Annotated in this window: 29 protein-coding genes; 15 read left to right on the plus strand and 14 right to left on the minus strand. The window is 70.9% G+C overall.

Annotated features, from left to right (window positions below; genetic code table 11):
* Positions 1–62 precede the first annotated feature (62 nt).
* Positions 63–1,709, minus strand: a complete 1,647-nt coding sequence (locus F0415_RS02865; protein WP_149859699.1) for an isovaleryl-CoA dehydrogenase — start codon at positions 1,707–1,709, stop codon at positions 63–65.
* A 100-nt stretch (positions 1,710–1,809) separates the two neighbouring features.
* Between F0415_RS02865 and F0415_RS02870 the strand changes: the two genes are divergently transcribed.
* On the plus strand, positions 1,810–2,211 hold the full coding sequence (locus F0415_RS02870) for a VOC family protein (RefSeq protein ID WP_149859700.1): 402 nt from the start codon (positions 1,810–1,812) through the stop codon (positions 2,209–2,211).
* Between the two features lie 12 nt (positions 2,212–2,223).
* Here F0415_RS02870 and F0415_RS12570 read toward each other — a convergent pair whose 3' ends face one another.
* The gene (locus F0415_RS12570; protein ID WP_188310283.1) at positions 2,224–2,574 is read right to left on the minus strand and encodes an MmcQ/YjbR family DNA-binding protein; all 351 of its coding nucleotides are present in this window, start codon (positions 2,572–2,574) and stop codon (positions 2,224–2,226) included.
* Positions 2,575–2,652: 78 nt separating this feature from the next.
* Here F0415_RS12570 and F0415_RS02880 point away from each other — a divergent pair, with 78 nt between their 5' ends.
* From F0415_RS02880 to F0415_RS02900, 5 genes are all read left to right on the plus strand, one after another.
* Positions 2,653–3,243, plus strand: coding sequence for a GNAT family N-acetyltransferase (locus F0415_RS02880; protein ID WP_149859702.1), 591 nt, complete (start codon positions 2,653–2,655; stop codon positions 3,241–3,243).
* Positions 3,244–3,288: 45 nt separating this feature from the next.
* Positions 3,289–6,744, plus strand: coding sequence for a transcription-repair coupling factor (gene mfd / locus F0415_RS02885; RefSeq protein ID WP_149859703.1), 3,456 nt, complete (start codon positions 3,289–3,291; stop codon positions 6,742–6,744).
* A gap of 82 nt (positions 6,745–6,826) precedes the next feature.
* Positions 6,827–7,111, plus strand: a complete 285-nt coding sequence (locus tag F0415_RS02890) for a hypothetical protein (protein ID WP_149859704.1) — start codon at positions 6,827–6,829, stop codon at positions 7,109–7,111.
* A complete protein-coding gene (locus F0415_RS02895; protein WP_149859705.1) occupies positions 7,111–7,593 on the plus strand; it encodes a SixA phosphatase family protein in 483 nt (160 codons plus the stop codon). The genes F0415_RS02890 and F0415_RS02895 overlap by 1 nt, the downstream gene beginning before the upstream one ends.
* Positions 7,594–7,607: 14 nt before the next feature.
* The gene (locus tag F0415_RS02900) at positions 7,608–8,471 is read left to right on the plus strand and encodes a pirin family protein (RefSeq protein ID WP_149859706.1); all 864 of its coding nucleotides are present in this window, start codon (positions 7,608–7,610) and stop codon (positions 8,469–8,471) included.
* Positions 8,472–8,484: 13 nt separating this feature from the next.
* Here the strand turns inward: F0415_RS02900 and F0415_RS02905 are convergent, their stop codons facing one another.
* A complete protein-coding gene (locus tag F0415_RS02905; protein ID WP_149859707.1) occupies positions 8,485–8,886 on the minus strand; it encodes an OsmC family protein in 402 nt (133 codons plus the stop codon).
* Positions 8,887–8,912: 26 nt separating this feature from the next.
* Entirely contained in the window at positions 8,913–9,761 is an 849-nt protein-coding gene (locus F0415_RS02910; RefSeq protein WP_149859708.1) for a pirin family protein, read from the minus strand.
* A 183-nt stretch (positions 9,762–9,944) separates the two neighbouring features.
* Here F0415_RS02910 and F0415_RS02915 point away from each other — a divergent pair, with 183 nt between their 5' ends.
* Together F0415_RS02915 and F0415_RS02920 are read left to right on the plus strand one after the other, a co-directional pair.
* Positions 9,945–10,562 carry a GNAT family N-acetyltransferase gene (locus F0415_RS02915; protein WP_149859709.1) on the plus strand — a complete coding sequence of 206 codons (618 nt, stop codon included), beginning with the start codon at positions 9,945–9,947 and terminating at the stop codon, positions 10,560–10,562.
* 70 nt (positions 10,563–10,632) lie between these two features.
* Positions 10,633–11,778, plus strand: coding sequence for a polyamine ABC transporter substrate-binding protein (locus F0415_RS02920; RefSeq protein WP_149859710.1), 1,146 nt, complete (start codon positions 10,633–10,635; stop codon positions 11,776–11,778).
* 61 nt (positions 11,779–11,839) lie between these two features.
* Here the strand turns inward: F0415_RS02920 and F0415_RS02925 are convergent, their stop codons facing one another.
* Entirely contained in the window at positions 11,840–12,469 is a 630-nt protein-coding gene (locus F0415_RS02925) for a class I SAM-dependent methyltransferase (RefSeq protein ID WP_149859711.1), read from the minus strand.
* Positions 12,470–12,569: 100 nt separating this feature from the next.
* Here F0415_RS02925 and F0415_RS02930 point away from each other — a divergent pair, with 100 nt between their 5' ends.
* Positions 12,570–12,974 (plus strand): DUF6491 family protein, encoded by a 405-nt coding sequence (locus F0415_RS02930; RefSeq protein ID WP_149859712.1) that lies wholly within the window; start codon positions 12,570–12,572, stop codon positions 12,972–12,974.
* 1 nt (position 12,975) lies between these two features.
* Here F0415_RS02930 and rlmKL read toward each other — a convergent pair whose 3' ends face one another.
* Positions 12,976–15,111, minus strand: coding sequence for a bifunctional 23S rRNA (guanine(2069)-N(7))-methyltransferase RlmK/23S rRNA (guanine(2445)-N(2))-methyltransferase RlmL (gene rlmKL, locus F0415_RS02935; RefSeq protein ID WP_149859713.1), 2,136 nt, complete (start codon positions 15,109–15,111; stop codon positions 12,976–12,978).
* Positions 15,108–15,629, minus strand: coding sequence for an alpha/beta hydrolase (locus tag F0415_RS02940; protein WP_149859714.1), 522 nt, complete (start codon positions 15,627–15,629; stop codon positions 15,108–15,110). The genes rlmKL and F0415_RS02940 overlap by 4 nt, the downstream gene beginning before the upstream one ends.
* 76 nt (positions 15,630–15,705) lie before the next feature.
* On the opposite strand from F0415_RS02940, the gene F0415_RS02945 reads away from it, so the two are divergent.
* From F0415_RS02945 to F0415_RS02970, 6 genes are read left to right on the plus strand one after another with little or no spacing between them, the layout of a single operon-like run.
* Positions 15,706–16,281, plus strand: coding sequence for an N-acetylmuramoyl-L-alanine amidase (locus F0415_RS02945; RefSeq protein WP_149859715.1), 576 nt, complete (start codon positions 15,706–15,708; stop codon positions 16,279–16,281).
* Positions 16,282–16,331: 50 nt separating this feature from the next.
* Positions 16,332–17,213: an acyl-CoA thioesterase II gene (gene tesB, locus F0415_RS02950; RefSeq protein WP_149859716.1), complete on the plus strand. Its 882-nt coding sequence runs from the start codon at positions 16,332–16,334 to the stop codon at positions 17,211–17,213.
* Entirely contained in the window at positions 17,213–17,608 is a 396-nt protein-coding gene (locus F0415_RS02955; protein ID WP_149859717.1) for a pathogenicity-like protein, read from the plus strand. Before tesB ends, F0415_RS02955 begins: the two co-directional genes overlap by 1 nt.
* A gap of 60 nt (positions 17,609–17,668) precedes the next feature.
* On the plus strand, positions 17,669–18,247 hold the full coding sequence (locus F0415_RS02960) for a hypothetical protein (protein ID WP_149859718.1): 579 nt from the start codon (positions 17,669–17,671) through the stop codon (positions 18,245–18,247).
* Positions 18,244–18,924: a hypothetical protein gene (locus F0415_RS02965; protein ID WP_149859719.1), complete on the plus strand. Its 681-nt coding sequence runs from the start codon at positions 18,244–18,246 to the stop codon at positions 18,922–18,924. Before F0415_RS02960 ends, F0415_RS02965 begins: the two co-directional genes overlap by 4 nt.
* 59 nt (positions 18,925–18,983) lie before the next feature.
* Positions 18,984–20,129: an RNA polymerase sigma factor gene (locus F0415_RS02970; RefSeq protein WP_149859720.1), complete on the plus strand. Its 1,146-nt coding sequence runs from the start codon at positions 18,984–18,986 to the stop codon at positions 20,127–20,129.
* 12 nt (positions 20,130–20,141) lie between these two features.
* On the opposite strand, the gene F0415_RS02975 is transcribed toward F0415_RS02970, so the two are convergent.
* From F0415_RS02975 to fabF, 7 genes are read right to left on the minus strand one after another with little or no spacing between them, the layout of a single operon-like run.
* The gene (locus F0415_RS02975; RefSeq protein ID WP_149859721.1) at positions 20,142–20,498 is read right to left on the minus strand and encodes a PilZ domain-containing protein; all 357 of its coding nucleotides are present in this window, start codon (positions 20,496–20,498) and stop codon (positions 20,142–20,144) included.
* Between the two features lie 2 nt (positions 20,499–20,500).
* A complete protein-coding gene (gene holB, locus F0415_RS02980) occupies positions 20,501–21,499 on the minus strand; it encodes a DNA polymerase III subunit delta' (RefSeq protein ID WP_149859722.1) in 999 nt (332 codons plus the stop codon).
* Positions 21,496–22,122 (minus strand): dTMP kinase, encoded by a 627-nt coding sequence (tmk, locus tag F0415_RS02985; protein WP_149859723.1) that lies wholly within the window; start codon positions 22,120–22,122, stop codon positions 21,496–21,498. Before tmk ends, holB begins: the two co-directional genes overlap by 4 nt.
* Entirely contained in the window at positions 22,119–23,114 is a 996-nt protein-coding gene (mltG, locus tag F0415_RS02990; RefSeq protein WP_149859956.1) for an endolytic transglycosylase MltG, read from the minus strand. The genes tmk and mltG overlap by 4 nt, the downstream gene beginning before the upstream one ends.
* A 57-nt stretch (positions 23,115–23,171) precedes the next feature.
* Positions 23,172–24,005 carry an aminodeoxychorismate lyase gene (gene pabC, locus F0415_RS02995; protein ID WP_149859724.1) on the minus strand — a complete coding sequence of 278 codons (834 nt, stop codon included), beginning with the start codon at positions 24,003–24,005 and terminating at the stop codon, positions 23,172–23,174.
* Positions 24,002–25,375: an aminodeoxychorismate synthase component I gene (locus F0415_RS03000; protein WP_149859725.1), complete on the minus strand. Its 1,374-nt coding sequence runs from the start codon at positions 25,373–25,375 to the stop codon at positions 24,002–24,004. Before F0415_RS03000 ends, pabC begins: the two co-directional genes overlap by 4 nt.
* Positions 25,376–25,398: 23 nt before the next feature.
* Positions 25,399–26,637 (minus strand): beta-ketoacyl-ACP synthase II, encoded by a 1,239-nt coding sequence (fabF, locus tag F0415_RS03005; protein WP_149859726.1) that lies wholly within the window; start codon positions 26,635–26,637, stop codon positions 25,399–25,401.
* Between the last annotated feature and the right edge of the window lie 61 nt (positions 26,638–26,698).

Genomic DNA, 26,698 nt, shown 5'->3' on the forward strand with positions numbered 1-26,698 from the left:
CCATGTCAACCGGTCGCACATTACACCCGGCCATCCATGAACGAAGCCTCAGCCGCGGCGGCTCAGGGCAGCGCACGCTCCAGCAGCGTCGCTATCGGCGCCTCGGCGGGAAGCATCCCGTAGACGCCGGTCGCCTCGCCCAGGCGCGAGTCGCAGAAGGCCGCGGCCAGGTCGGCACGGCCGGCGCGGAACAGCAGCGTCGCCTGCAGGGCCAGGGCCATGCGCCCGACCAGCCGACGGGCGCCTGCTTCCTGCGCCTCGCGGTCCCCACAGGGCTGCAAGGCTTCGCGCAGCCGGGCCGTCATCGCGTCCAGCTGCGGATGGGCACCGCGTGCGGGCTCCAGCTCGGCCAGCAATGCCCGCCCGCATTCCGGCTCGCGTTGCAGGGCACGCAGCACGTCCAGGCACTGGATGTTGCCGCTGCCTTCCCAGATCGAGTTCAGCGGCGCCTGCCGGTACAGCCTGGGCATCGGCGTGTCCTCGACGTAGCCGATGCCGCCCAGGCACTCCTGGGCCTCGTTGACGAAGGCCGGCGCGCGCTTGCACACCCAATACTTGCCCAGCGCAGTGCCCAAGCGCGCCAGGGCGGCCTCGGACGGGTCCCTGCCGCCGGCATCCACGGCCCGGGCGACGCGGAAGGCGAGCGCTGTCGCCGCCTCCGATTCCAGGGCCAGGTCGGCCAGCACGTTGCGCATCAGCGGCTGCTCCGCCAGCGGCTTCCCGAAGGCACGACGCTGTCGGCAGTGGTGCAGGGCTTGTACCAGGGCCTGCCGCATCAGCGCCGCCGAGCCCAGCAAACAGTCCAGCCGGGTCAGGGCCACCATCTGCAGCACGGTGGCCACGCCCCTGCCTTCCTCGCCCACGCGCCAGGCCAGGGCATCCTGGAACTCGACCTCGCTGCTGGCATTGCTCCAGTCGCCCAGCTTGTCCTTCAGGCGCTGCAGGCGCAGGCCGTTGCGCGAACCGTCGGGGGCGAAGCGCGGCAGCAGGAAGCAGGTCAGCCCGCCCGGCGCCTGCGCCAGCACCAGGAAGGCATCGCACATCGGCGCCGAGAAGAACCACTTGTGCCCGACCAGGGCGTACATGCCATCGCCGGTGGGCGTGGCCACGGTGGAGTTGGCGCGCACGTCCGAGCCGCCCTGCTTCTCGGTCATGCCCATGCCGAGCGTGTTGCCGGCCTTTTCCCAGGCCGGCCGCTGCGCCGGGTCGTAATGCGGCGCCACCACCCGCGGCAGCCACTCGCGGGCCAGGATGGGCTCGGCGCGCAGGCTGGGCACGCAGGCATAGGTCATGGTCAGCGGACAGGCCGTGCCCTGGTCGGCCTGGTAGTGCAGGTACATCAGCGCCGCGCGCGCCACGTGCGCGCCGGCCTGGTCGGCATGGCGCCAGGCGAAGCCGGTGACGCCGTGGCTGATCGCCGCCTCCATCAGCCGGTGGTAGGCCGGGTGGAATTCGACCTCGTCCACCCGCCGGCCGTAGCGGTCGAAGGGACGGAAGCGCGGGCGGTTCTCGTTGGCCAGGCGGCCCAGCTCCATCAGCTCGCCGCCGGCCAGCCGGCCATAGGCGGCCAGTTCGGCAGTGGCCCAGTCGCCGCCCTCGCGGCCGACGGCCTCGCGCAGCGGCAGGTCGGTGGCCCAGGCGTCGTAGGGTTCCAGCGGCAGCGGCTGGTTCTCGACCCGGTGGGTATCGAAGCGAGTCCGGCTTTCCATGCGTGCATGACAGCCCAGGCCGGCGGCCGGTGCAAGCCGGCGCTTGCCCGCGCCCCCGCGCGGCTGCCTAAACTCCGGCCAGGCCCCCCGGAGGTTCCCCATGAAGAAGCCCGTCCTGCGCAAGTCCACGCCGGTCCTGCCGGTGCCGAGCATCGAAGCCAGCCTGCCCTTCTGGGAAGCCGTCGGATTCACCCGCACGGTGGAAGTGCCGCACGGCGAGTCGCTGGGCTTCGTGATCCTGGCTGGCCACGGCATCGAGCTGATGCTGCAGAGCCACGCCTCGGTGGCCGAAGACGTGCCCGCCCTGGCCGAAGATGCCCGCCAGGGCCGCGCCTTCCTGTACGTGGAAGTGGCCGAGCTGGAACCGGTCGAGCAGGCGCTGTCGGCCTATCCGGTGGTGCTGCCGCGCCGGCAGACCTTCTACGGCGCCACCGAGGTCGGTTACCGCGAGCCCGGCGGCCATGTGGTCACCTTCGCCCGCTTCGGCGAGCAGGAAGGCTGAGACGGCCGACCCTCAGTCGGCCAGCTCGCGCTGGCGCTTCTTCGGCAGTTTGGCCCGCACCAGCTCGTAGGCCCAGCGCAGCAGGACCTCGAGTTCCGCCTTCGGCATCACGCCCGGGTCGTCCATGGCGATCCAGTGCGCCCGGGCCATGTAGGGCGCCGGTACGATGCCGGGGCGGTCAGTGAACTCCAGGAAGCGCTCGGGCTCGACCTTGAAGGCCAGCTTGCCGCGGCTCTTACCGCCGATGCACAGGCAGGCGAACATCTTGCCGTCCACCATGAACACCAGGTCGTCATCCCATTTGATGTCGGTGCCGACGCCGGGCCAGGGGCCGTAGAGCCGGCGGAGCCAGGTTTCGTCCACGTCCGCACCTCGCCTGCCTGGAATCTTGTCGGCAGGATTAGAGCACGAACCCGAACCGGCCCTGCCACGCTTCCGGCCATGAAACCGCTGCGCCAGCCCCGGCGGCCGTCGCGTCGCCCCGAACGCACCGAAGTCCGGCGCCTGCCGGACCGCCGCGAGGTATGGGTGCGGCCGGTGCACCCGGCCGATGCCGGTCCGATAGCCGGCGGCTTCGCACTGCTGAACGAAGAGGAGGTGCGGCGCCGCTACCTGCATCCGGTGAAGTCACTGGATCCGGCCTATCTCCGGCGGCTGGTGAACCCGGAGCCCGGCCGGTCCTTCGCGGTGGTCGCCGCCGAACCGCTGCCGCCGGGCCAGGCCCTGGTCGGCGCCCTGGCCCGCCTGAGCCGGGACCCGGACGGCGACGGCGCCGAGTTCGCCATCCTGGTCTCGCACTTCCTGGCCGGCCAGGGCCTGGGCCGGCTGCTGATGGACCGGCTGGTCGAGTGGGCCCGGGCCAACGGCATCCGCAGCATCCGCGGCGACGTGCTCGAGGACAACGTGCCGATGCTGGCCCTGTGCCGGCTGATGGGCTTCCGGACCGAACGCAAGACCGCGCCCGGCGGCGGCCTGGTGCGCGTAGTGCTGGACCTGGACGCACCGCGCAAGCGCAGGATGCCCCGCCGCTGAGGCCACGGGTCCGGCACGGCCGCCTGCGTTAAACTTCGCGCCCCCATGGAGACCCCCACCCTTCCCTCCGCGCCGCGCCCCCGGCCTGGCCAGCAGCGCGCGTACCTGCGCGCTCCGTACAGCGCCAGCGCCCTGGCCCTGGCGGTGGCCGAGCTCGCCCGCGGCCACGACGGCCTGGTCCTGGCGGTGGCCCGCGACAGCCATTCGGCGCAGTCGCTGGAACACGACCTGCGGGTGTTTGCCGGCTCCGGGCTGCCGGTGCTGCATTTCGCCGACTGGGAAACCCTGCCCTACGACCTGTTCAGCCCGCACCCGGACATCGTCTCGCAGCGAGTTTCCGCCCTGTCGCGGTTGCCGACGCAGAAGCGCGGCGTGCTGGTGGTGCCGGTCGCCTCGCTGATGCAGCGGCTGCCACCGCAGGAATGGATCGCCGGCAACGTGCTGGACCTGCACCGCGGCCAGAAGCTGGACCTGGACGCCGAACGGCGCCGCCTCGAGGCGGCCGGCTACCGGCACGTGCGCCAGGTGATGGACCCGGGCGACTTTGCCGTGCGCGGTGCCCTGCTCGACCTCTACCCGATGGGCGCCGACCGGCCCTGCCGCATCGAGCTGTTCGACGACGAGATCGACTCGCTGCGCAGCTTCGACCCGGAGACGCAGCGCTCCGAGCAACCGGTGGAATCGATCCGGCTGCTGCCGGCGCGCGAATTCCCCATGGACGAGAGGTCGATGCGCCGTGCCCGCGAGGCCCTGAGCGAGCGCTTCGACTTCGATCCGCGCCACTGCCCGCTCTACCAGGACCTGAAGGAAGGCACCGCGCCGGCCGGCGCCGAGTACTACCTGCCACTGTTCTTCGAGCGCACCGCGCCGCTGTTCCGGCACCTGGCGCCCGGCGCCCTGGTGGTGCTGGCGGCCGGCGTCATGGAGGCGGCGGAGGAGTTCTGGGGCCAGACCCACGACCGCTGGGAGCAACGCCGGCACGACATCGAGCGACCGGTACTGGCCCCGGGCGAGCTGTTCCTGCCGCCGGAGGAACTGCGCGCCGAACTCAACCGCCTGCCGCGCACCGAGGTGGTGGGCGAAGGCCATCCGCGTTACGGGCAGGCACATGCGCTGCCGGAGCAGGAAGCGCCGCAACTGCCCTGGAACCGCAAGGGCGAGGAAGCCGGCGCCGCCCTGCGCCATTACCTGCTGAACTGGCCGGGCCGGCTGCTGCTGGCGGCCGACTCGGCCGGCCGCCGGGAGGCCCTGCTGGACCTGCTGCGCGCTGCCGATCTGCGGCCGGAGGTACTGCCGGGCTGGCAGGCCTTCGCGGAAGGCCGGGACCGTTTCGCCATCACGGTGGCAGCGCTGGAGGACGGCTTCGTCCTGACATCGCCACGACTGGCCGTGCTGACCGAGCGGCAGCTCTTTCCTGAGCGCGCCGATCAGTCGCGGCGCCGGCGCAAGCCGGTGCGCGACCCGGACACGGTGCTGCGCGATCTTTCCGAGATCGCCATCGGCGCGCCGATCGTGCACGAGGACCACGGCGTCGGCCGCTACCAGGGCCTGGTCGCGCTGGAAGCCGGCGGCGTGCCCGGCGAGTTCCTGCAGATCGAGTACGCCAAGGGCGACCGGCTGTACGTGCCGGTGACCCAGTTGCACCTGGTGAGCCGCTACGCCGGCGCCTCGCCGGAACACGCGCCGCTGCATTCCCTGGGCGGCGAGGCCTGGGAGAAGGCCAAGCGCCGCGCCGCCGAGAAGGTCCGCGACGTGGCCGCCGAGCTACTGGAAATCCAGGCACGCCGTCAGGCGCGCAAGGGCCTGGCGCTGCCGGTGGACCGGGCCATGTACGAGCCCTTCGCCGCCAGCTTCCCCTTCGAGGAAACGCCCGACCAGCTGGCCGCCATCGAGGCGGTGATCGCCGACCTCGGCCAGCCCGCGCCCATGGACCGGGTGGTCTGCGGCGACGTCGGCTTCGGCAAGACCGAGGTGGCCGTGCGCGCCGCCTTCGTCGCCGCCAGCGCCGGCAAGCAGGTGGCGGTGCTGGTGCCGACCACCCTGCTGGCCGAGCAGCACTACCGCAACTTCCGCGACCGCTACGCAGACTGGCCGATCCGGGTGGAGGTCCTGAGCCGCTTCAAGTCGGCCAAGGAGACCAAGGCGGTGCTGGCCCGTCTGGAGGCGGGCGAGATCGACGTGATCGTCGGCACCCATCGTCTGCTGCAGGCGGACGTGAGGTTCCGCGACCTGGGCCTGGTGATCGTGGACGAGGAGCAGCGCTTCGGCGTCCGCCAGAAGGAGGCGCTGAAGGCCCTGCGCGCCGAGGTGCACCTGCTCACGCTCACCGCCACGCCGATCCCGCGCACGCTGAACATGGCCATGAGCGGTCTGCGCGAACTGAGCATCATCGCCACCCCGCCTGCGCATCGACTGGCAGTGCAGACGGTGATCACGCCATGGGATCCCGGCCTGCTGCGCGAAGCATTCCAGCGCGAGCTGGCCCGCGGCGGCCAGGCCTACTTCCTGCACAACGAAGTCGACACCATCGAGAAGATGGCGCGCGAACTCGGCGAGCTGGTACCGCAGGCACGCATCCGCATCGCCCATGGCCAGATGCCCGAGCGCGAGCTGGAACAGGTGATGCTGGACTTCCACCGCCAGCGCTTCAACGTGCTGGTCTGCACCACCATCATCGAATCGGGCATCGACATTCCAAGCGCCAACACCATCATCATCCACCGCGCCGACCGCTTCGGCCTGGCCCAGCTGCATCAGTTGCGCGGCCGCGTCGGCCGCAGCCACCACCGCGCCTATGCCTACCTGGTGGTTCCGGACAAGCGCGCCATGACTGGCGACGCGCGCAAGCGGCTGGAGGCCCTGGCTTCGCTGGAGGAGCTGGGCGCCGGCTTCACCCTGGCCACCCACGACATGGAGATTCGCGGTGCCGGCGAGCTGCTGGGCGAGGAGCAGAGCGGACAGATGGCCGAGATCGGCTTCAGCCTCTACACCGAGCTGCTGGAACGCGCGGTCAAGGCGATCCGCAGCGGCCAGCTGCCGGATGCCGACCCGACCGAACGCCATGGCGCGGAGATCGAGCTGAACGTGCCGGCCCTGATCCCCGACGACTACCTGCCGGACGTGCACGCGCGCCTTACCCTGTACAAGCGCATTGCCGGTGCCCGCGACGAAGACGCGCTGGCGGAACTGCAGGCGGAGATGGTGGACCGTTTCGGCATGCTGCCTGAACCGGCCAAACAGCTGTTCGCTGCTGCCGCCCTGAAACTGCAGGCCACGCCCCTGGGCATCCGGCGTCTGGAACTGGGCCCGGCCGGCGGCCGGGTCGCCTTCGTCGCCAGGCCGGCCGTGGACCCGATGTCGGTGATCCGGCTGATCCAGTCGCAGCCGAAGATCTATTCGATGGACGGCCCGGACAAGCTGCGCATCCGCATGGAGCTGCCCGACGCCGCCTCGCGCCTGCGCACCGCCCGCGGCCTGCTGAGCCTGCTCGCGCGCGACTGAACCGGCCCGCGGGCGAGCGCACTTGGCCCGGGCGCCGACCCGGGCTAGGCTGCCCGGCGACGCCAACGGGGGAGACACCGACATGAACGCAGTGCAACCGTCACCGGCCCAGGACGCGCCGGTCCTGGCCGGCTGGATCACCCTGGTGGTGACCTGGATCCTGTTCCTGATTCCCTTCCCAGGCTTCGGCATCCTGGGCTGGGTGGCCAATGTGGTTGCGCTGGTACTGTCCATCGTGGTGCTGGCCAAGGGCGCCACGGGCCACGGCATCGCCCAGCTGGTGTGCGCACTTCTGGTTTCGCCGGTGGTCTATTTCATCGGCCTGGCGCTGTTCGTCGGCGCGCTGGCCATGCTGGACCAGATGTGATGGGCGGTTTCCGCGGCCTGCCGATCGCCATCCTGTTGCTGGTCCTTACCGGAGCCGCCAACGCCATGGAGATCCTGGTGCTGCGTCATGCCGAGAAGCAGAGCGGAACCGGCCCCGACCCGGGCCTCAGCCCTGCCGGCGAGAACCGGGCCGCTGCCATAGCCGGGCGTTTCCGGCCCGACGTGGTCTACGCCACCCCCTGGCGCCGCGCCATCGAAACCGCCCGTCCTGCCGCCGAGGCGGCGGGCGTGGTCGTACGCCTCTACGATCCGGCGCGGCCGGAGCAACTGGTCGGGAAGATCCGTGCGCTGCCGCCGGACGCGCAGGTGCTGGTGGTGGGCCACAGCAACACCGTGCCGGACCTGGTGCGGCGGCTGTCCGGCACGGCCGCGGAGGCCATGCCCGAAAGCGAGTACGACCGCTGGACCCTGGTGCGCATCGGCACCGACGGCAATACCGCCGTCGACGTCCGTCGCTACTGAACCGGAGACACGCCATGCCCCGGCTGCTGCCCCCGCGCGTGCACGATCTCGGCGACGGCTTCCTGGTCAAGCGCCTGCTGCCGCATGCCAGCCAGCGCAGCGTCGGCCCCTTCGTCTTCCTCGACCACATCGGCCCTGCCGACCTGGGGCCGGGCCAGGCCCTGGACGTGCGCCCGCACCCGCACATCGGTCTGGCCACCGTCACCTTTCTCTGGGAAGGGGCGATCCTGCATCGTGACAGTCTCGGTTCCGTGCAGGAAATCCGCCCCGGCGACGTCAACTGGATGACTGCCGGCAGCGGCATCGTGCACTCCGAGCGCACGCCGGACCGCCTGCGCGGCAAACCGCAGCGCATGCACGGCCTGCAGACCTGGGTCGCGCTACCCAGGGAAAGGGAAGAGGCGGAACCGGCCTTCGCCCACCACCCTGCCGCCAGCCTGCCGGCCGTGGACGGCGACGGCCTGCGCCTGACAGTGGTGGCCGGCCGCGCCTTCGGCCGGTCCTCGCCGGTGCAGGTGTTCAGCGACACCCTCTACGTGTCCGTCGCCCTGAAGGCGGGCGCCCGCCTGCGCATCCCGGCCGAGCACCCGGAGCGCGCGCTTTATCCGGTAAGCGGCGACGTGACGCTCGAGGACGAAGGCCTGCCGCAGGAGCGCCTGGCCGTGCTCGACGCCGATGGCGAACCGGTGCTGACGGCAAAGACCGACGCCACGGTGATGCTGCTCGGCGGCGAACCGCTGGATGGCCCGCGCTTCATGTGGTGGAACTTCGTTTCCAGCTCGCGCGAACGCATCGAGCAGGCCAAGGCCGACTGGCGCGAAGGGCGCTTCGGCAAGGTGCCCGGCGACGACGAATTCATCCCCTTGCCCGAGCGCTGACCGGCGCCTGCGTTCAGCCGGAGGTGGATGTCTTCACCTCGACCTTGCCGGTCAACAGCCGGTGCACCGGGCAGGCATCGGCGATCTGCAACAGGCGCTCGCGCTGGGCCTGGTCCAGCGGGCCGCGCAGGCTCAGGCGACGCTCGATCACGGCGCTTTCCTTGTCGCGGTGACCGTAGTCCAGGCTGACCTCCACGCCCTCCAGCGGCCATTGCTTGCGTTCGGCGTACATGCGCAGCGTGATGGCGGTGCAGGCGCCGAGCGCCTGCAGCACCAGTTCGTCCGGCGCGGGACCGGTGTCGGCGCCGCCCAGGTCCACCGGTTCGTCGGCCACGGTGTGGTGGCGGCCGACGATCAGCTGGGTGGCGTAGGGCGGATAGGTCGCGCCGTAGCGGACGGTGGCGGTGCGGCTCATGTGGATGCTCCCTGTGCCGGCCGGGCTCAGAAGCGCCCGGCCTGGTAATCCTCGAAGGCCTGGCGAAGCTCGGCCTGGGTGTTCATGACGAAAGGGCCGTAACGCGCAACGGGTTCGTTCAGCGGACGGCCGGCCACCAGGATCAGGCGGGTGTCGGCCTCACGGCCTTCGACCCGAACCCGCTCGCCCGGACCCAGCACGGCCAGTTCACCGGCGCCGACGGTCGCCGCCTCCTGTCCTTCGCCGACCCGTGCGCTGCCCTCGTAAACGTACAGGAAGGCATTGTGGCCCTCGGGCAACACATGCCCGAAGGCGGCGCCGGCGCCCAGGCGGACATCCAGGTAAGTGGGATCGGTGGCGGGCTGCGAGATCGGGCCGGCCACGCCTTCCACCTTGCCGGCAATCACCTTCACCCACGCACCGTCGCCCACGGCCACTTCCGGAAAACGCTCCGGGCCGTACTCCTGGTATCGCGGCTCGGTCATCTTGTCCTTCGCCGGCAGATTCACCCACAGCTGGAAACCGCGCATGCGGCCTTCCTGCTGCTCGGGCATTTCCGAATGCACGATGCCGCGACCGGCGGTCATCCACTGCACGCCTCCGGGGACCAGCACGCCTTCGTTGCCATGATTGTCGCGATGGCGCATGCGCCCGTCGAGCATGTAGGTGACGGTCTCGAAACCGCGGTGCGGATGGGACGGAAACCCGGCGATGTAGTCCTCCGGCCGGTCGGTACCGAACTCGTCCAGCATCAGGAAGGGATCGAGCTGGGGCAACTGCGGCGTACCGATGACCCGGGTAAGCCGGACCCCGGCCCCATCGGACGTGGGCATGCCGCGAAGGATGCGGCGAACCTGGCGAACCTGGCTGTGCATGGCGTATTCCTTGGAGAGTCGGCGCCGGGACGGCGCCCCCGGGGCCCAATGTAGTGCCGGTCGGGGCGGGCCACAGCGCGAGGCCCGCAACGCAGGGTTGCGCGGCGGCCCGGCCGCAACCCCGACCGGCCGGTGGCCGGCAAAAAATACGTATCCGCCAGTAACTCCGCCAGCCACGCCCCCATGGCACTCGGCCTGATGCCCCGCACCAGCCTCCCCCAGGAAACACCGACGCCGACGCCGGTGGCCGTCCCACGTCTGCCGACCCTCGTGGCGCCCCGGTTGTGCCTGCGCTGGCTGGAGCCGCGCGACCTGGACGACCTGTGCGCCGTGTTCTCGGACCCCGAGGTGACGCGCTACCGGATCCACGGCAGCTGGCCGCGCCGGGACGAAGCCGAGATCTACCTGGAGTCCGTCCAGCGCGGCTTCGAACGGGGTGATCTGCTCCAATGGGGCATCGCCCTGCGTGCCAGCGACCGGGTCATCGGCACCGCCACCCTGTCCGGCCTGGACCACGACCAGGGCCGTGCCGAGCTCGGCTTCGCCCTGGCCCGGCCGCACTGGGGCCGACGCTACGCCCAGGAAGCGCTGACGGTGCTGCTCGAGCACGCCTTCGGCAGCCTGGGCCTGCGCCGCCTGGAGGCCGACGTGGACCCGCGCAACCGGGGCTCGCTGCGAACACTGGAGTCGCTGGGCTTCCGCCGCGAGGGCTATCTGCGGCAACGCTGGAAGGTGGCAGGCGAGCTGCAGGACAGCGTGATCATGGGCCTGCTGGCCGGCGAATGGCCACCCGCACACTGAGGCCCGTGCCGGTTTGACAGCATCCGCCCCGGTGCCGACCATGGCCTCCCCCGCATCACGGAGACGCGCCATGACCCTGCGCCCGAGCCTTCTCGCCGTCGCCCTGCTGCTGGCCGCCTGCAGCCGGCCGGAGCCCGCCGGACCCGAAGCCCGGTCCGAAGCCGGCAAGCAGACCGGCCGCTCCGGCGATCGCGTCGTCTACGTCTACAACTGGTCCGATTACGTCGCCGAGGACACCCTGGCCAACTTCGAGCGGGATACCGGCATCAAGGTCGTCTACGACGTCTACGACAGCAACGAGATGCTGGAAGCCAAGCTGCTGGCCGGCGCCTCCGGCTATGACGTGGTCTTCCCCTCGGCCCGGCCCTTCGCCCAGCGCCACATCGAGGCCGGCGTATACCGCCCCCTGGACAAGGACAGGCTGTCCAATCTGGACAACCTGGATCCGCGCCTGATGGCCGGTCTCCGGGATGTGGACCCCGGCAACGCCCACACGCTGCCCTACATGTGGGGCACGACCGGCCTGGGCATCAACCTCGCCAAGGTACGCGAGGCCCTGGGCGAGGACGTGCCGCTGGACTCCTGGTCGCTGCTGTTCGATCCGGTCAACGCGGAAAAGCTGGCCGGATGCGGCATTTCGGTACTGGACGACGAGCAGGAGGCCTTTGCAGCCGCCCTGATCTGGAAAGGCATGGACCCGAACGCGGTCACCGGCCGCGAGGTCGAACTCGTCACCCAGGCCTACCAGGCCATCAAGCCGCACATCCGCTACTTCAACTCGAGCCGCTACATAGACGACCTTGCCAACGGCGACCTGTGCCTTGCCATGGGCTATTCCGGCGATGTCGCCATGGCGGCTGCCCGCTCCGACGAGGCCGAGACCGGATTCGAGATCGTCTACGTGATTCCGAAGGAAGGCGCCTTGCGCTGGGTCGACCTGATCGCCATGCCCAAGGACGCCCCGCATCCTGACGAGGCCCACGTCTTCATCGACTACCTGCTCCGGCCCGAGGTCGCGGCGGCGATCAGCAGTTACGTCGCCTACGCGAGTCCGAACCTGGCGGCCCGTCCGCTGCTGGACCCCGAGGTGGCGGAAGACCCGTCCGTGTACCCCCCGGAGGAGGTCATGGCCAAGCTGGTGGACCCGCAGACCCTGCCGGCCGAGGTCACCCGCGAACGGGTGCGGGCCTGGACGGCGATCAAGACCGGGCAGTGACCGGACGAGGCCGGCGTGTCCGCGCGACGGCGCTCCTGGCGCCGCCCGCCGCTGCCGCGGCTCAGCGCATGGACCGCGGCCGGATCGCCCGGGAGAACCTGCGGGCGTACACGTAGACGGTGGCCGGCGGCACGTTCCACCAGGTGAAACTGGCGCGCCGGCTGCTGAGGTCGAGCGAATCCAGCACTTCCTTCGCCACCGGATTGGCCGGCCCGTAAGTGAACTGGACGAAACGTCCGTCCGGGACCAGGCAGTCGAAGGCCGCCGCCAGGATCGCGCGCTGATCCTGGCGCGGCATGGACAGCAGCCCCAGACCGGAGACGACGGCATGGGCCGGCGCATCCGGCCCGAAACCGCGTTCGCCCGCCACCCGAACCAGGTCGCGGGCGTCGGCACAGGCGATCTGGACCTGCGGAAACCGCTTGACCAGATGCTGATGCAGTTCTTCGTTCAGTTCCAGCACCAGCAGGTCGGCCGGAGCGACGCCATGGTCGAGCAAGGCCTGGGTGAATACGCCGGTGCCGCCGCCCAGCTCGATGACCCGGCGGGCCGAATACGGCAGTTCGGCCATCATCTGCCTGGCCAGCTGACGGCTGGACGGAGAGATGGCCGCGACGCCCAGCGGGTTCTTCAGCCACTGGCGGAAGAAGGTCCAGGTACTGGCGAGGGCGGAAGGGCCGGGGCGGGTCATGGCTGGAGCATACTGCCCCGAACGATGTTTCGCACAGGTTAAGCGGCAGGGTAAAACACTGCCTGCCGCCGCGTCGGCTTTCCGCTCGGGAGTGTCCGCCATGCGTCCGACCCCCCTATTCCTGCTGATCGCCCTGCCCGTCCTCGCCGCCTGTGCCGGCACGGCGGATGGCCCGCGCCGACAACTCCTGAGCGCTGGCGATTGCCTGGACCCCGCGGCGGCGCGCAGCTGGCACCACCCGGGTGGCGGCGAGCTGCTGGTGGACGCCGGCCGGCGCAAATACCGCATCCGCCTGGCCGAAAGCTGCAACGAACTCGGTACCGACCCGGTGATCGTGCTCCAGGGCGCGGGCTTGGGCAACCGGGTGTGCGGGAACGCCGGCGACCAGCTGATCTCGCGTGGACGCATCTGCCGCATCAACGACATCGAGATGCTGGACCCGGACGCCTGGAGGCAGGCCATCGGCGAGTCGCCTCGCCGGAATCCCGCCGACGACGACGGATGAATCAGCGTCGTCGCAGCTCCCAGCACCGGTGGATGCGCGGGTTGCGGGCGAAGTCCGGACCGATGGTGTCAGGACTGATCTCGCGGACCTCGGCGAAACCGGATACGGCGTCCTCGTCCAGGTGGAACCGCCGGTAGTTGTTCGAGAACAGCAGCAGCCCGTCCGGCGCCAGCCTGGCGGCGGCCGCCCGCAACAGCCGCACGTGGTCGCGCTGGGTATCGAAGTCCTCGGCCCGGGCAGAGTTCGAGAACGTCGGCGGATCGCAGAAGACCAGGTCGTACTGGCCGCGATCCGCTTCCAGCCAGGCCAGGGCATCGGCCTGCACCAGCCGGTGCTTTGGGCCGGCGATGCCATTGAGCGCCAGGTTGCGGCCGGCCCAGTCCAGGTAGGTCGCCGACAGGTCCACGCTGGTGGTGTAAGCGGCGCCGCCGACGGCAGCCTGCACGGTCGCGGCGCCGGTGTAGCAGAACAGGTTGAGGAAGCGCTTGTCCTTCGCTTCGGCGGCAATGCGCAGGCGCAGCGGCCGATGGTCCAGGAACAGGCCGGTGTCCAGGTAGTCGAACAGGTTGACCCACAGCCGCGCGCCGCCCTCGCGCACGACGAAGAACTCGCCGCGCCGGTCCAGGCGCCCGTACCTGCTGCCGCCCTTGCCGCGCTGCCGCCGCTTCACCGCCACCTGGGCCGGCGGCACGGCGAAGACGTCGCGGACCGCATCCAGCAGCTCGCCCAGGCGGCGGCGGGCATCGGCCTCGGGCACACTGGCCGGGGCGGCGTATTCCTGCACGTGCAGGAAGGTGCGCGCCTGGCTGCCCTCCTCCACGTAGACGTCCACCGCGGCAGCGTACTCGGGCAAGTCGGCATCGTAGGCGCGGAAGCAGGCGACGGCTTCGCGCTGGCGCCAGCGGCGGGAGTGGCGCAGGTTCTTGCGCAGGCGGTTGGCCACCATCAGCGCCCCTTCGGACAGCGGCCGCGGTGGACGCGGCTCGCGCTCGGGCGGCAGGATCCGGTCCAGCACCAGCAGCGTGCAGTCCAGGGTCCCGTTGCGCAGGGCATAGGTCCTGCGCGCGCGCAGGCCGGTGGCCCGGGCCAGCTCCTCATCGCCGCACAGCAGCACCGCTGCCCAGTCCGGCACCGCCCGGCGCAGGGACTCGCCGAGAAGGCGGTACAGCGCCGGGTCGGCCGCCAGACGGACATCGTAAGGAGGATTGCTGGCGACCAGACCCGCAGACGGACCCGGGGGCGCAAGTAGCCGGATGTCGGCGCGATCGAAGCGGATGGCCTCGGCGACACCGGCCCGGGCCGCGTTGGCGCGGGCGGCCGCCACCGCGCCCGCGTCGGCATCGAAGCCGAAGAACGCCTGTCGCAAGGCCGCACGGCCCGCCTCGGCACGTCGGGCCGCCTCGGCACGGATCTTCGCCCATGCCGCCGTGTCGAATCCGAGCCAGCGGCTGGGCGGGCGGTCGCCATGACGCTGCAGGCCGGGGGCGACGTCGGCGGCCATCAGCGCGCCTTCGATCAGCAGGGTGCCGCTGCCGCACATCGGATCCAGCAAGGCGCCACCGTCGCCGTAGCGACGGAGCCAATCGCCGCGCATGAGCATCGCGGCGGCCAGGGTTTCCTTCAGCGGCGCCTCGCCCCGCTCCAGCCGCCAGCCGCGCCGGTGCAGGGCGCCGCCACCCAGATCCACCGACAGCACGGCCCTGCCCTTGCGCAGCACCAGGTCCAGGCGCAGATCCGGCGACTCCGTATCCACCGAGGGGCGGCGGCCGTGTTCGGCGCGCAGGCGGTCCACCACGGCATCCTTCACCTTCTGCGCGGCGTAACGGCCATGGGTCAGCTGCGGACCGCTGACGTGCGCGTCCACTGCCAGGCTGCCGTCGGGATCGAGGTGGCGCGACCAGTCCAGGACGTGCACGGCCTGGTACAGCGACCGTTCGTCCGGGCAATCGAATTCGGCCAGCGGCCACAAGACCCGGCTGGCCAGGCGCGAGTGCATCACCGCCCGCAGGGCCATGCCCTGGTCGCCCTCGGCGTTGACGCCGGCGATTGCGGCCGTGGCCGATGCGGCACCCAGGGCCGCCAGCTCGTCGGCCAGCTGGTACTCCAGGCCGCGGGCGCAGGCGGCGAAGAACTTCACGCCGGCAGCGACCGCAGGAAGCGAGCGAACTCCTCGGCGCAGAAGCGGACGTGCCCGGCCAGCCGATGGCTGTCGGGCACCAGCACCAGCAGATCGCGCCGCGTTTCGGCCCAGCGCACCACCGCCAGGGCTGGAATCAGTTCGTCTTCCCAGCCGTGGACGATGCGGGTCGGGACCGCGGCGGCCCGAAGCACCGGCGGCGAAGCCTGCAACGCCACCGGTGGCGCCATCAGGAACAGGCCTGCCACCGGCACCTGCAGCGAGGCGTGTCCGGACACATAGGCGCCCATGCTGGAACCGGCCAGCACCAGCGGCTGCCGCGGCGCCTCGCGCGCCCGTTCGAGCAGGCGACGGATCCTTCCCTCGACGTCGCCCAGCTCGCCTCTGGCATCCAGGTCGCGGTAATCCGGCCGCTCGTGGCTCCAGCCCAACGACTCCGCCGCCTCGGCCAGGGCGGTGGCTTTGCTCGCCTCGGGGCCCGAGTCCAGGCCGTGGGAAATGATGACGTGGCCGGCCATGCGGCATCCTCTGCGTATCGTTGGCGCCCGGCCTGGCGCGGCGGCCGCGGGAGCGGCGCAATGCTAGCATGCGGTCATGAGCCCCGACCTGCCGCCCGCGCCGCCGATCAACGAATGGCCTCTGCCCTATGAGCAGCGCCTGGAGGCCCGGCCGCTGCCCCGGATTGACCTGGTGGTCATCCACTGTACTGAATTGCCCGACCTGGCAATGGCGCGCGAGTACGGCGAGCGCGTCCATTACGGCGACGGCACCGGCAACAGCGGCCACTACTACATAGACCGGGACGGCAGCGTGCACCTGTTCGTGGGCCCCGAGCGCGTCGCCCACCATGTCCGTGGCTACAACCCGCGTTCGATCGGCATCGAGCTGATCAACGCCGGCCGCTATCCGCACTGGCTGGACTCCCGCCATCAGGACATGGTCGAGCCCTATACCGAGGCGCAGATTCAGGCCCTGGTAGCCCTGCTGCACGAGCTGCGGCGAGAGATCCCGAGCCTGGAGTTCATCGCCGGCCACGAGGACCTGGACCGCGAGGAGGTACCGGCCAGCGACGACCCGACGCGTACCGTCCGGCGCAAGCGCGATCCGGGCCCGCGCTTCCCCTGGTCGCGCCTGCTCCAGGAGGTGCCGCTGACGCGGATCCGGCCCTGAGCCGGGCGGTTGGCCCGGTATAATCCGCGGCCGTTCACACCGGAGCCGCCATGAACGCCGCCCTTGTCGCCGAACTGGTCGAACTGCTGCGCCTGGAGCGCCTGGAAGACAATCTGTTCCGCGGCCAGAGCCGCGACATCGGCACCAAGTACGTGTTCGGCGGCCAGGTGCTGGGCCAGGCCCTGTCGGCCGCCCAGCAGACCCTGGACGGCGACCGGCACGTACACTCCATCCACGCCTATTTCCTGCGCGCCGGCGACGTCGAGGCGCCGATCGTCTACGACGTGGACCGTACCCGCGACGGCAACAGTTTCTCGGTGCGCCGGGTCAGCGCCATCCAGCACGGCAAGCCGATCTTCGTGTTCGCCGCCTCCTTTCACGAAGACGAACCCGGCAACGAGCACCAGTTGCCGATGCCGGCGGTCCCGCAGCCCGAGGACATCGAGCCGGTACCGGCGCCGACGCCGGAGCAACTGGCCCAGCTGCCGCCGAAGGCCCAGCGATGGCTGAACCGGGTCGGTCCCTTCGAGATCCGCCCGGTCTACCCGCGCGACGAGCTGCGCCCGCCCAAGCGCCCGCCCTTCCAGCAGGTATGGTTCCGGCTGGGCGGGCCGGTGGGTGATTCGCCTGTCCTGCATCAGGCCCTGCTGGCCTACGCCTCCGATTTCCACTTGCTGGGTACCGCCACCTTTCCGCACGGCATCAGCTACTACCACCCGAACGTGCAGATGGCCTCGCTCGACCACGCCATGTGGTTCCACCGGCCGTTCCGCGCCGACGAATGGCTGCTGTACTCGCTGGACAGCCCCAGCGCCCAGGGCGCGCGCGGCCTGGCCCGGGGCATGATCTACAGCCGTGACGGCCGCCTGGTCGCCTCGACCGCCCAGGAAGGCCTGATCCGCGTGCTGCCCGAACGCAAGGAGAGCCGCTGATGCGTCAGATATTCACCTCCCACCGACTGGAGAACGTCGAGGGCGTGCAGCGACTGCTCGCCGAGGCCGGCATCGAGACCAGGATCACCCAGGGCCGCAGTTGGAAGGGGGCCAGTCGCCGCTCCTTCAGCTACAGCGACCGCAAGCACGATCCGAGCCAACAGCCGGCGGTATGGGTGATCCGGCCCGACGACTACAAGCGCGCCCGCGAGATCCTGCACGAGGCCGGTCTGCTGGAGTCCTCCCGCGAACCTTCCTACCTGCCCGAGGCCCTGCGCGGCCAGGACGGGACGCCGCCCGACCCGGCCCGCAGGATCGCCCGCATCCGCCTCGTGCTGCTGGCCGCAGTGGCCGCCGCCGGTGGCCTGCTGGTGCTTCGGATGCTGTTCTCCTGAGCCCTTGCCCCGAGGCCCGGACCGGGCCAGACTGCCGGCCAAGCCCCCCGGGAGTCCGCCATGCGCAGGTCCTTCCGTCGTCCGCTGCGGCCCCTGGCCGCCCTGCTGCTGCTTGCCGCCGCGGTCGCCGCGGCCCAGGCGCCCAGGCCGAACGTCATCCGGCTCGAGCCCAAGCCCATGGCCGGCGTGGACCGCGGCAAGGCGGTGGTGGTCAAGGGCCGCGCCGGTGCCGAGCCGCACCGCTTCATGCTCGACAGCATCACCTACATGCAACCGGTGGCGGTGGCCCTGCGGCCGGTGCGCCGGGGCGAGCGGGTGGACCTCAGCATCACCAAGTACGCCTGGAACCGGCCGCTGCGCCAGGGCAACACCGACGGCGACATCCTCCGCTACGGTTTCCGTACCGAGGGCGAGTTCCAGGTCAGCGTCAGCGCGCCGCAGCCGGGCACCGACTATCGCCTGCTGGTGTGGGTGGGCGACGAGACCAAACCCGATTTCGCGCCGGTGGTGGTCAAGGCCAGCGGGTTCGGGCAAGCCGGCGCCGGCAGCGGTTCGCCGGTGCCATGGGTGATCGCGGCAGTGCTGGCCGGCATCCTGGCCCTGCTGGCGGTACTGGCATTCCGGAGGAAATCGTCATGACGCGCATGCTCCGCATCCTGCTGTCCTGCCTGCCGCTGCTGTGCCTGCCGGCGCCGGCGCCGGCCCAGGACGGCCCCACCGGCGGTGACTGGACCTCGTTCAGCGACGGCCTGGACCTGGACCGCAACCTCGACCTGATCGACGTGATCGTGGACAGCGACGCCATCGACGTCACCCGCGACGCCGATGCCTTCCTGCGCGACTGGGAGGCGCTGGACAGCGAGGAAGCGGCCTGCGGCTCGGCCTATACCGACGCCTCCGGCCCGACCGTGCCCTCGCGTTGCGCCGAAGGCGAGGATTGCCTGCGCTGCTACGAGGACGCGGTCGCCAAGATCAACTTCAACCGCTACTACATCGAACGGGCCCGTTGCATCACTGCCGCCAACGTGCGCATGGCCAACTCCGCCATGGCCTTCGGCGACAGCTCCTCGGGCATCCACGCGGTCACCGGCCTGGCCTGGCAGCTGGAGGGCAAGCCACAGATCCAGGAAGCGGTGAACAAGCTCAAGAAAACCTATACCGACAAGGCGGCCATCTACCTGCGCAACCTCGAGGGCGCGCTGCAGGAACTCGGCCGCTGCGAGGCCGAGCATTACGGCGAGCAGGACTGGTACCAGCGCTACGGCTGGATCTACCACAACTTCATGAAGGCCAAGTACCAGTCCGCGCCGGAATGATCCGTAGTCACATCCGGCGCCGTCGCGCGTCCATGGCCTGAGCCTGCGAGGAGAGCGCCATGGACGCCCAGGTGCTGGAAACCCTGGTCCACACCCACCTGCCGGCCGCGGCCCGCGGCGATGCCGCCGCCTATGGCCGCATCGTCGCCGGTTGCCAGTCGACGGTGACCAGCATCGCCCTGGCCATCGTGCGCGACGTGCAGGCCAGCGAGGACGTGGCCCAGGAAGCCTTCCTGAAGGCCTGGCAGGAACTGGACCGGCTGCGCAACCCCGCCAGTTTCCTGCCCTGGCTGCGCCAGATCACCCGTAACCTGGCCCGCGACCATCTGCGCCAGCAGGCCCGGCGCGCGGCGGCGCCGGCACTGGACGTGGACGGACTCCTGGCCAGGCTGGCCGACCCGAGCCCGGGCCCGGACGAGCGGCTGGCGGAGGCGGAGGCGCATGCGGTGGCGGCCGGCGTCATCGACGCCCTGCCGGAGGAGAGCCGCGAAGTGCTGCTGCTCTACTACCGCGAGGGCCGGAGTTCGCGCCAGGTCGCGGCCCTGCTGGGCCTGCAGGACGCGGCTGTGCGCAAGCGCCTGTCGCGCGCCCGGGAGCGGGTGCGCGAGGGCCTGCTGCAGCGCCTGGGCGACTTCGCCCGCACTACCGCCCCGGGTGCCGGCTTCACCGCTGCGGTGGCAGCGGCGCTGGCGGTCGCCAGCCCGCCTGCAGCGGCGGCCACGGCCTTCGGCCTCGGCGCCCTGGGCACCGCCAAAGGCCTGGCCAAACTCGGGTTGGGCGCGCTGGGTGCTGCCGCGGCGGGCATCGTCGGCGGTCTGGCCGGCATCTGGCTGGGAGTGCGCCGCTTTCTCGAGGATCCCTTCGACGAACGGGAACGGCGCGGGCTGCTCGCCTATGCCACGGTCGGCAGCGGGCTGGTCGTCGGCTTCAGCATCGGCATCACCCTGCTGGCCGGCGTGCCGGGCTGGATTCCGCACTTCGCACTGTCGCTGGCCTTCATGCTCGGCATCGGCCTGTGCTGCGGCCTGTGGCTGCCGCGCATCCTGGCCCGCCGCCGGGCGGCCGAGCGCGCCCGCGACCCGGTGGCGGCAGAGCGTCGGGAACGGCGCGAACGTATCCGTGGCCGGATCGGCCTGGTCCTGGGTTACGGCCTGGGAACGGCCGGCCTGCTGCTGGGCCTGTGGCTCGGCGGCCGGATGGGCTGAGCGGCGGCGCCCTTACATCGTCTGGGTCGGCTTGTCGGCCTCGAGGGTACCGGCCAGCAGGGTCTCGATCTTGCCCTTGACCGCCTCGGCCTCGGCGCTGTCGGCGAACTGCACGCCGATGCCGGCGGTGCGATTGCCCTGGGCCCCGGCCGGCGTGATCCAGACCACCTTGCCGGCCACCGGCAGGCGATCCTTCTCCTCCATCAACGTAAGCAGGATGAAGACCTCGTCGCCGATCGCATAGCGCTTGCTGGTGGGCACGAAGATGCCGCCACCCTTCACGAATGGCATGTAGGCGTTGTACAGCGCCGCCTTGTCCTTGATGGCCAGCGACAGGATGCCCTGCCTCGCGCCCGCGCCTCCGATCATCGTCACGCCCTCCCGCGTTCCCTGCCCATAAGGCTACGCCATTCGAGCAGCAGCCCGGCCAGGACCAGGTCGTGGCGCAGGCCCGGCACCTGCAACTGGGCGCGCGCCAAGTTGATGGCGTCGAACCAGTCGCTGAGCTTCGGGAAATCGGCCGGCGTGGTCAAGCGGTCGCGCCCGCCGGCGCCGACGCCGGCCGCAAAGCTGTCCAGCGCCAGTTCGGCGGCGAAGCGAAGGCGCAGGGCGGCCCGCTCGTCGGCCAACCAGGCCTGGGCCAGCGCCACCGGGGGCTCGCGGCCGGCCGCCAGCGCCTCCAGCCCTTTCCGCACCGACTCGCGCAGCGCCAGGCCATCCTGCTCCAGCCATTCCGCGGCCAGCCCGGGATGGCCGCGGGCCGCATGCAGGGCCCGCCCCAGCGCCGGCTCCCTGTGGCCGCATGCCGCCAGCCAGGCGTGTGCCTCCTCGGCGGGCGGCAGGCGGAACTCCAGCCGCTGGCAGCGGCTGCGCAGGGTGGCGAGCAACTGGCCGGGGCGGTCGCTGACAAGCAACAGATAACGGTCCCGGGACGGTTCCTCCAGGGTCTTGAGCAGGGCGTTGGAGGCGGCCGCGTTCAGGGCCTCGGCCGGCTGGATCAGCGCCACCTTGGCGCCGCCCAGCTGCGGCGTCAGCGCGAACCACTCCGACAGTTCGCGCATCTGTTCGACGATGATATCGCTGCGCGGGTTGCCGGTCTTCTCGTTTATCGCGTAGCTGACCGGCTGCAGGTCGGGATGGGTACCGGCGGCGAACAGGTCGCAGCCGCGGCAATGGCCGCAGGCCAGACCGTCGCCACCGGGAGTGGCGCAGAGCAGCCGGGCCGCCAATACCCGGGCGACCTCGCGCTTGCCCATGCTCTCCGGCCCGCACAGCAACAGGGCATGGCCCAGCCGGCCCTCGGCCAGCGCCGACAGGGCGGCTTGCAGCGGGCGGCGCTGCCAAGGCGGGAAGCGGTCCGGCGCGTTCATCGTCCGCGCCATTGCGCCAGCGCCGTCAGCACGGCCGCGCGCACCTCGCCGGGCGGCCGGCCGGCATCCACCACCCGGAAGCGGTCGGGCTCGGCCGCCGCCCTGGCCAGGTAGGTGTCGCGCACCCGCTGGAAAAAATCCTCGCGCTCGCGTTCGATCCGGTCCGGTTCGCCGCCGCGGGCGCGGGCCCGAGCCAGCCCCTGGGACACGCCGACGTCCAGCAGCAGGGTCAGGTCCGGACGGATGCCTGCGGCCCAGCGCTCGAGCTCGGCGATGCGGCCCATGTCCATGCCGCGACCGCCGCCCTGGTAGGCGTAACTGGCGTCGGTGAAACGGTCGCTGATCACCACTGCGCCGCGCGCCAGCGATGGCAGGATCAGTCTGCGCACCAGTTGGGCACGGGCGGCGAACATCAGCAACAGCTCCGTTTCCGGTGCGAGGTCACTGCCCGGGTCCAGCAGCAGGGCACGGATCGCCTCGCCCTCGGGTGTGCCGCCGGGCTCGCGGGTCAGCACCACCTCGCGGCCTTCCGCCTGCAAGGCTTCGCGCAGTGCGGCGATGACGGTGGACTTGCCGGCGCCCTCGCCGCCTTCGATGCTGATGAACAGCCCACGCGCGCTCATCGGCAACGCCTGCGCTGGTAGCAGTCCACCGCCCGGTTGTGCTCGCGCAGTGTGGCCGAGAACACGTGGCTGCCGTCGTTGCGCGAGACGAAGTAGAGGGCGTCACCGTCCGCGGGCCTGGCGCTGGCCATCAGGGCGTCGCGCCCCGGCATGGCGATCGGCGTCGGCGGCAAGCCGGTCCGGGTATAGGTGTTGTAGGGAGTGTCGGTGACCAGGTCACGACGGCGGATGTTGCCGTCGTAGGCGCTGCCCATGCCGTAGATCACGGTCGGATCGGTCTGCAGCTTCATGCCCAGCTTCAACCGGCGGGCGAACACGCCGGCGATCTGTGGCCGCTCCTCGGCCTTGCCGGTTTCCTTCTCGACGATGGAGGCCAGGATCAGCAGCTGTTCCGGCGTCTCCACCGGCAGATCGGCGTCCCGGCTATCCCAGGCCTCGGCGAGCGCCCGGTCCATGGCCAGCATGGCCCGACGCAACAGATCCAGGTCGCTCATGCCGCGGGCATAGTGGTAGGTCTCCGGAAGAAAGCGGCCCTCGGGATGCTGTCCGGGTCGGCCCAGGGCCGCCATCACGGCAGCGTCGTCCATTCCCGGCAGGGTCTGACGCAGCACCTCGTCGCGGGCGAGGGCGGCCCGCAGTTCGCGCCAGTTCCAGCCCTCGACGAGGGTGAAACGGTACTGGATGACCCGACCGCTCTCCAGCTTGCGCAGCAGCTCACGCGGCGTGATGCCGTGACCGATGGCGTACTCGCCCACCTGCAGGCGGGAGACGACTTGCATCTCGTGCGCCAGGGCCTTCCACTCCAGATCGTGGCCTTGGTGTACGCCCAGGCCGCGCAGCTTGCCCAGGATGTCGCGGAAACCATCGCCCCGCTCGACCACCAGGATACGTTCGCCGCCGGCCAGGGCGATCTGGGTGTCGGCGAAGCGCTGGTAGCACTGCCACGCCCAGCCGCCGATCGCGACAGCGGCCAGTAGGCTCAGCGCGAGCATGGCCTTGAGCAACTTGTACGGCGATTTCTTTGCCAAACCGGAACTCCTCGCGGGTGCTCAGACGGGTCCTCGCTCGAGGAAGGCCGGCACCTCCCGGCCCAGCCGTTCGCGCACGGCCCACACTGCCGGATGCGCCGACCAATCGCGCGACTCCAGGCGGCGGACCGGCAGGATACCCCGCACGGCATTGCAGAGGAAAAGTGCCGCCGCCGCCTCGACCGTCTCCGGTCTCAGGCGCGCTTCCCGCGCCAGACCGGCGGCCAGCAGCCAGCCGCGGCAAACGCCGGCGACGCCGCAGCGGTCCACCGGCGGTGTCAGCCACTCGCCGTCCACGTATGCGAACAGGTTCGCGGCCGTGGCGCAGACAACGAGGCCATCGCCGTCCAGCATCAGGCCCTCGTGCACGTCCGGATCGTTCCACTCGCGCCGGGCCAACACCTGTTCCAGGCGGTTGAGGTGTTTGAGACCGGCGAGCGCCGGTTGCAGGGCCAAGCGGGTATGGCACCAGCGCAGATTCAGACCGTCCGCCGGCGGGGCCGGCGGCGACGGATGCAGGGAAAGCACCATCCCCGGGGCAGGCTGCTCCGGCGGCGCGTAACCGCGATCTCCCTCGCCACGGGTCAGCGTCAGCCTGGCGACGCCGGCCTGGGGCGCCTGCGCACACAGGGCCTGCAACTGCCCGCGCAACCAGCCGGCGTCCGGCATCGGCAGGCCGAGCCGCCGGCAGCCGGCGGCCAGCCGGGCGACATGCGCTTCCCACCATACCGGCTGGCCCGCGTGCAGGCGCATCGTCTCGAACAGGCCGTCGCCGTACGCCAGGCCGCGGTCCAGCGGCGACAGGGCCGGCACCGGTTCGCCGCCGACGAACGCCCGGACCGCCAGTGCCCTCATCCGGCCAGACCCAATGCACGCAGCCAGCCCCGGGCCTTGGCCCGGGTTTCGTCCAGCTCGCGCTCGGCGATGCTGTCGGCAACGATGCCGGCGCCGGTGCGCAGCTGCAGCCGGCGGCCATGCAACCAGGCGCTCCGGATCAGGATGTTGAGATCCATGTCGCCACTGCGGTCCAGGTAGCCGAACGCGCCCGTGTAGGGCCCGCGACCTTCGCCCTCCAACTCGGCGATGATCTGCATGCAGCGCACCTTGGGCGCGCCGGTGATGGTGCCGCCCGGAAACACCGCCCGGATCACCCGGCCGGGAGTGATCTCCGGGCGCAGCTCGCCGGTCACGTTGGAGACGATGTGATGCACGTGCTGGTAGGTCTCCACCACCATCAGCTCGTCCACGCGCACGCTGCCCGGCCGGCAGACCCGGCCCAGGTCGTTGCGCTCCAGGTCCAGCAGCATGATGTGTTCGGCCCGTTCCTTGGGATGGCCGACCAGTTCGCGGATGCGCTCGGCCTCGTCGTCACCGGGAAAACGCGCCCGCGTGCCGGCGATGGGACGGGTGTCCACCCGCCGGCCGCGCACCGAGACCAGGCGCTCCGGCGAACTGCTCAGCAGCGCGGCTTCGCCCAGGCGCAGCAGGCCGGCAAAGGGAGCCGGGTTGGCGCGCCGCAGGCTGGCGTACAGCCCGGCCGGATCCGGCGCGGCGGCGAACTCCGCCCGCCAGGCGCGCGACAGGTTCACCTGGAACACGTCGCCGGCGCGCAGGTAATCGTGAATGCGGGCGATGCCGTCCAGAAAACCTTGTGGCGGTTCTTCCTCCAACCGGACCGGCACATTCGGGGCCGCCTCCTCCACCTCACCCGGCCCGGTCGCCATCGCGGCGGCAGTGGCGATCCGTGCCAAGGCCGCCTCGGCACCCGCTTCCGCCACCGCCAGGCAACGTCCGTCGCGGCGATCGCGCAGCACCGCCGCCGGGCAGCGCAAGGCCAAAGCAACCGGCAGCGGCCCCGGCGCCGCCGGCAGGCGCAGGCCGGGTTCGACCTGCCCTGCCAGTTCATAGGCCAGGAACAGGGCCCAGCCGCCTTGGAACGGCAGGCCGGTTGCGGGTCCGGATTCAGGCACCGGCGCCGGTTCGGCGAGAAAGTCGGCATCCAGGGCCGCCAGGAAATCGTCGCCGGCCTCCCCGCCCCCCAGGCGCCGCACCGGCGCGTCCAGGCGGTCCAGGCACAGGCCACTACCGTCCGTGGCCAGCAACAGGTCCCAGCGCGAAAGCGCATTGCCGCCGGCCACGCTTTCCAGCAGCAGCGGAAAGGCGGCGGGATCGGCCGACTGCAGGCGCAGCAGGTCGGTGCCGACGGGCAGTTCGCAGACGGGCATCGCGGCGGCCGAGCCGGCCGGAATCAGATCCGGCGGAACACCAGGGTGCCGTTGGTGCCGCCAAAACCGAAACCGTTGGACATGGCCACTTCCAGCTTCGCCTCGCGGGCGGTGTTGGGCACGTAATCCAGGTCGCAGCCCTCGCCCGGCTCGTCCAGGTTGATGGTCGGCGGCACGATGCCGGTGTGCAGCGCCATCACCGTGAAAATGGCCTCGACGCCGCCGGCGGCGCCAAGCAGGTGGCCGGTCATGGATTTGGTGGAGCTGACCATGGTCCGGTAGGCGTGATCGCCGAAGGCGCGTTTGACCGCCAGGGTTTCGGCTACGTCGCCCAAGGGCGTGGAGGTGCCGTGGGCATTGAGGTAGCCGACCTGGTCGGGATTCACGCCGGCGTCCTTGAGCGCGGCCAGCATGCAGCGGGCCGGGCCCTCGCCGTTCTCGCTGGGCGCGGTCATGTGGAAGGCGTCGGAGCTGGCGCCGAAACCGGCCAGCTCGCAGTAGATGCGGGCACCGCGGCGGCGGGCATGCTCGTATTCCTCCAGCACCAGGATGCCGGCGCCGTCGCCCAGCACGAAACCGTCGCGGTCCTTGTCCCATGGGCGGGAAGCGCGGGCAGGATCGTCGTTGCGGGTGGACATGGCCTTCATCGAACAGAAGCCGCCCACCGAGGTCGGGGTGCAGCCGTGCTCGGCGCCGCCGGCGATCATGACGTCCGCGTCTCCGTACTGGATCATGCGCATGGCCATGCCGATGGAATGGTTGGAGGTGGCGCAGGCCGAGACCGCCGAGAAGTTCGGCCCCTTGATACCCTTCATGATGCACAGCTGGCCGGGCAGCATGTTGATGATGGTGCTCGGCACGTAGAAGGGGGAAACCTTGCGCGGACCGCCTTCATGCAGGCCGATGGCGGTTTCCTCGATGCCGCGTACGCCGCCGATTCCCGAGCCGATCAGGGCGCCGATACGCTCGGCGTTGTCCTCGGTTACCTCCAGTCCTGCATCTTCCATGGCCTGGAAACAGGCGGCCAGGCCATAGTGGATGAAGGTGTCCATCTTCTTGACGTCCTTCGGCGGCAGGAAGGACTTGGCGTCGAAATCGCGCACCTCGCCGGCGATGCGGGTGGCGTAGGCCGCCGGATCGAAATGGGTGATCGGACCGATGCCGCTGCGGCCGGCCTTGATGCTGTCCCAGGCGGCGGCCAGGGTATTGCCGATGGGCGAGACGATGCCCATTCCGGTGACGACGACGCGACGATGGCTCATGGCGTGGCTCCGCTTGCGTGACAGGGGCGGCCGGAGGCCGCAGCGGCGCCCGGCGGGGACC

Source organism: Arenimonas fontis (assembly GCF_008386465.1).
GTDB lineage: Bacteria > Pseudomonadota > Gammaproteobacteria > Xanthomonadales > Xanthomonadaceae > Arenimonas > Arenimonas fontis.

Bases quoted from the DNA above. Each gene is read 5' to 3' on its own strand.
- F0415_RS02945 (WP_149859715.1), top strand. From the start codon at position 15,706: ATGAGCCCCGACCTGCCGCCCGCGCCGCCGATCAACGAATGGCCTCTG.
- F0415_RS02890 (WP_149859704.1), top strand. From the start codon at position 6,827: ATGAACGCAGTGCAACCGTCACCGGCCCAGGACGCGCCGGTCCTGGCC.
- F0415_RS02940 (WP_149859714.1), bottom strand. From the start codon at position 15,629: ATGGCCGGCCACGTCATCATTTCCCACGGCCTGGACTCGGGCCCCGAG.
- F0415_RS02960 (WP_149859718.1), top strand. From the start codon at position 17,669: ATGCGCAGGTCCTTCCGTCGTCCGCTGCGGCCCCTGGCCGCCCTGCTG.
- fabF (WP_149859726.1), bottom strand. From the start codon at position 26,637: ATGAGCCATCGTCGCGTCGTCGTCACCGGAATGGGCATCGTCTCGCCC.
- F0415_RS02970 (WP_149859720.1), top strand. From the start codon at position 18,984: ATGGACGCCCAGGTGCTGGAAACCCTGGTCCACACCCACCTGCCGGCC.
- F0415_RS02975 (WP_149859721.1), bottom strand. From the start codon at position 20,498: ATGATCGGAGGCGCGGGCGCGAGGCAGGGCATCCTGTCGCTGGCCATC.
- F0415_RS02920 (WP_149859710.1), top strand. From the start codon at position 10,633: ATGACCCTGCGCCCGAGCCTTCTCGCCGTCGCCCTGCTGCTGGCCGCC.
- F0415_RS02870 (WP_149859700.1), top strand. From the start codon at position 1,810: ATGAAGAAGCCCGTCCTGCGCAAGTCCACGCCGGTCCTGCCGGTGCCG.
- F0415_RS02930 (WP_149859712.1), top strand. From the start codon at position 12,570: ATGCGTCCGACCCCCCTATTCCTGCTGATCGCCCTGCCCGTCCTCGCC.
- tesB (WP_149859716.1), top strand. From the start codon at position 16,332: ATGAACGCCGCCCTTGTCGCCGAACTGGTCGAACTGCTGCGCCTGGAG.
- F0415_RS02900 (WP_149859706.1), top strand. From the start codon at position 7,608: ATGCCCCGGCTGCTGCCCCCGCGCGTGCACGATCTCGGCGACGGCTTC.
- F0415_RS02965 (WP_149859719.1), top strand. From the start codon at position 18,244: ATGACGCGCATGCTCCGCATCCTGCTGTCCTGCCTGCCGCTGCTGTGC.
- pabC (WP_149859724.1), bottom strand. From the start codon at position 24,005: ATGAGGGCACTGGCGGTCCGGGCGTTCGTCGGCGGCGAACCGGTGCCG.
- F0415_RS02905 (WP_149859707.1), bottom strand. From the start codon at position 8,886: ATGAGCCGCACCGCCACCGTCCGCTACGGCGCGACCTATCCGCCCTAC.
- F0415_RS02955 (WP_149859717.1), top strand. From the start codon at position 17,213: ATGCGTCAGATATTCACCTCCCACCGACTGGAGAACGTCGAGGGCGTG.
- holB (WP_149859722.1), bottom strand. From the start codon at position 21,499: ATGAACGCGCCGGACCGCTTCCCGCCTTGGCAGCGCCGCCCGCTGCAA.
- F0415_RS02925 (WP_149859711.1), bottom strand. From the start codon at position 12,469: ATGACCCGCCCCGGCCCTTCCGCCCTCGCCAGTACCTGGACCTTCTTC.
- mltG (WP_149859956.1), bottom strand. From the start codon at position 23,114: ATGCTCGCGCTGAGCCTACTGGCCGCTGTCGCGATCGGCGGCTGGGCG.
- F0415_RS02910 (WP_149859708.1), bottom strand. From the start codon at position 9,761: ATGCACAGCCAGGTTCGCCAGGTTCGCCGCATCCTTCGCGGCATGCCC.
- F0415_RS02880 (WP_149859702.1), top strand. From the start codon at position 2,653: ATGAAACCGCTGCGCCAGCCCCGGCGGCCGTCGCGTCGCCCCGAACGC.
- mfd (WP_149859703.1), top strand. From the start codon at position 3,289: ATGGAGACCCCCACCCTTCCCTCCGCGCCGCGCCCCCGGCCTGGCCAG.
- F0415_RS02865 (WP_149859699.1), bottom strand. From the start codon at position 1,709: ATGGAAAGCCGGACTCGCTTCGATACCCACCGGGTCGAGAACCAGCCG.
- F0415_RS02915 (WP_149859709.1), top strand. From the start codon at position 9,945: ATGGCACTCGGCCTGATGCCCCGCACCAGCCTCCCCCAGGAAACACCG.
- F0415_RS03000 (WP_149859725.1), bottom strand. From the start codon at position 25,375: ATGCCCGTCTGCGAACTGCCCGTCGGCACCGACCTGCTGCGCCTGCAG.
- F0415_RS02895 (WP_149859705.1), top strand. From the start codon at position 7,111: ATGGGCGGTTTCCGCGGCCTGCCGATCGCCATCCTGTTGCTGGTCCTT.
- tmk (WP_149859723.1), bottom strand. From the start codon at position 22,122: ATGAGCGCGCGTGGGCTGTTCATCAGCATCGAAGGCGGCGAGGGCGCC.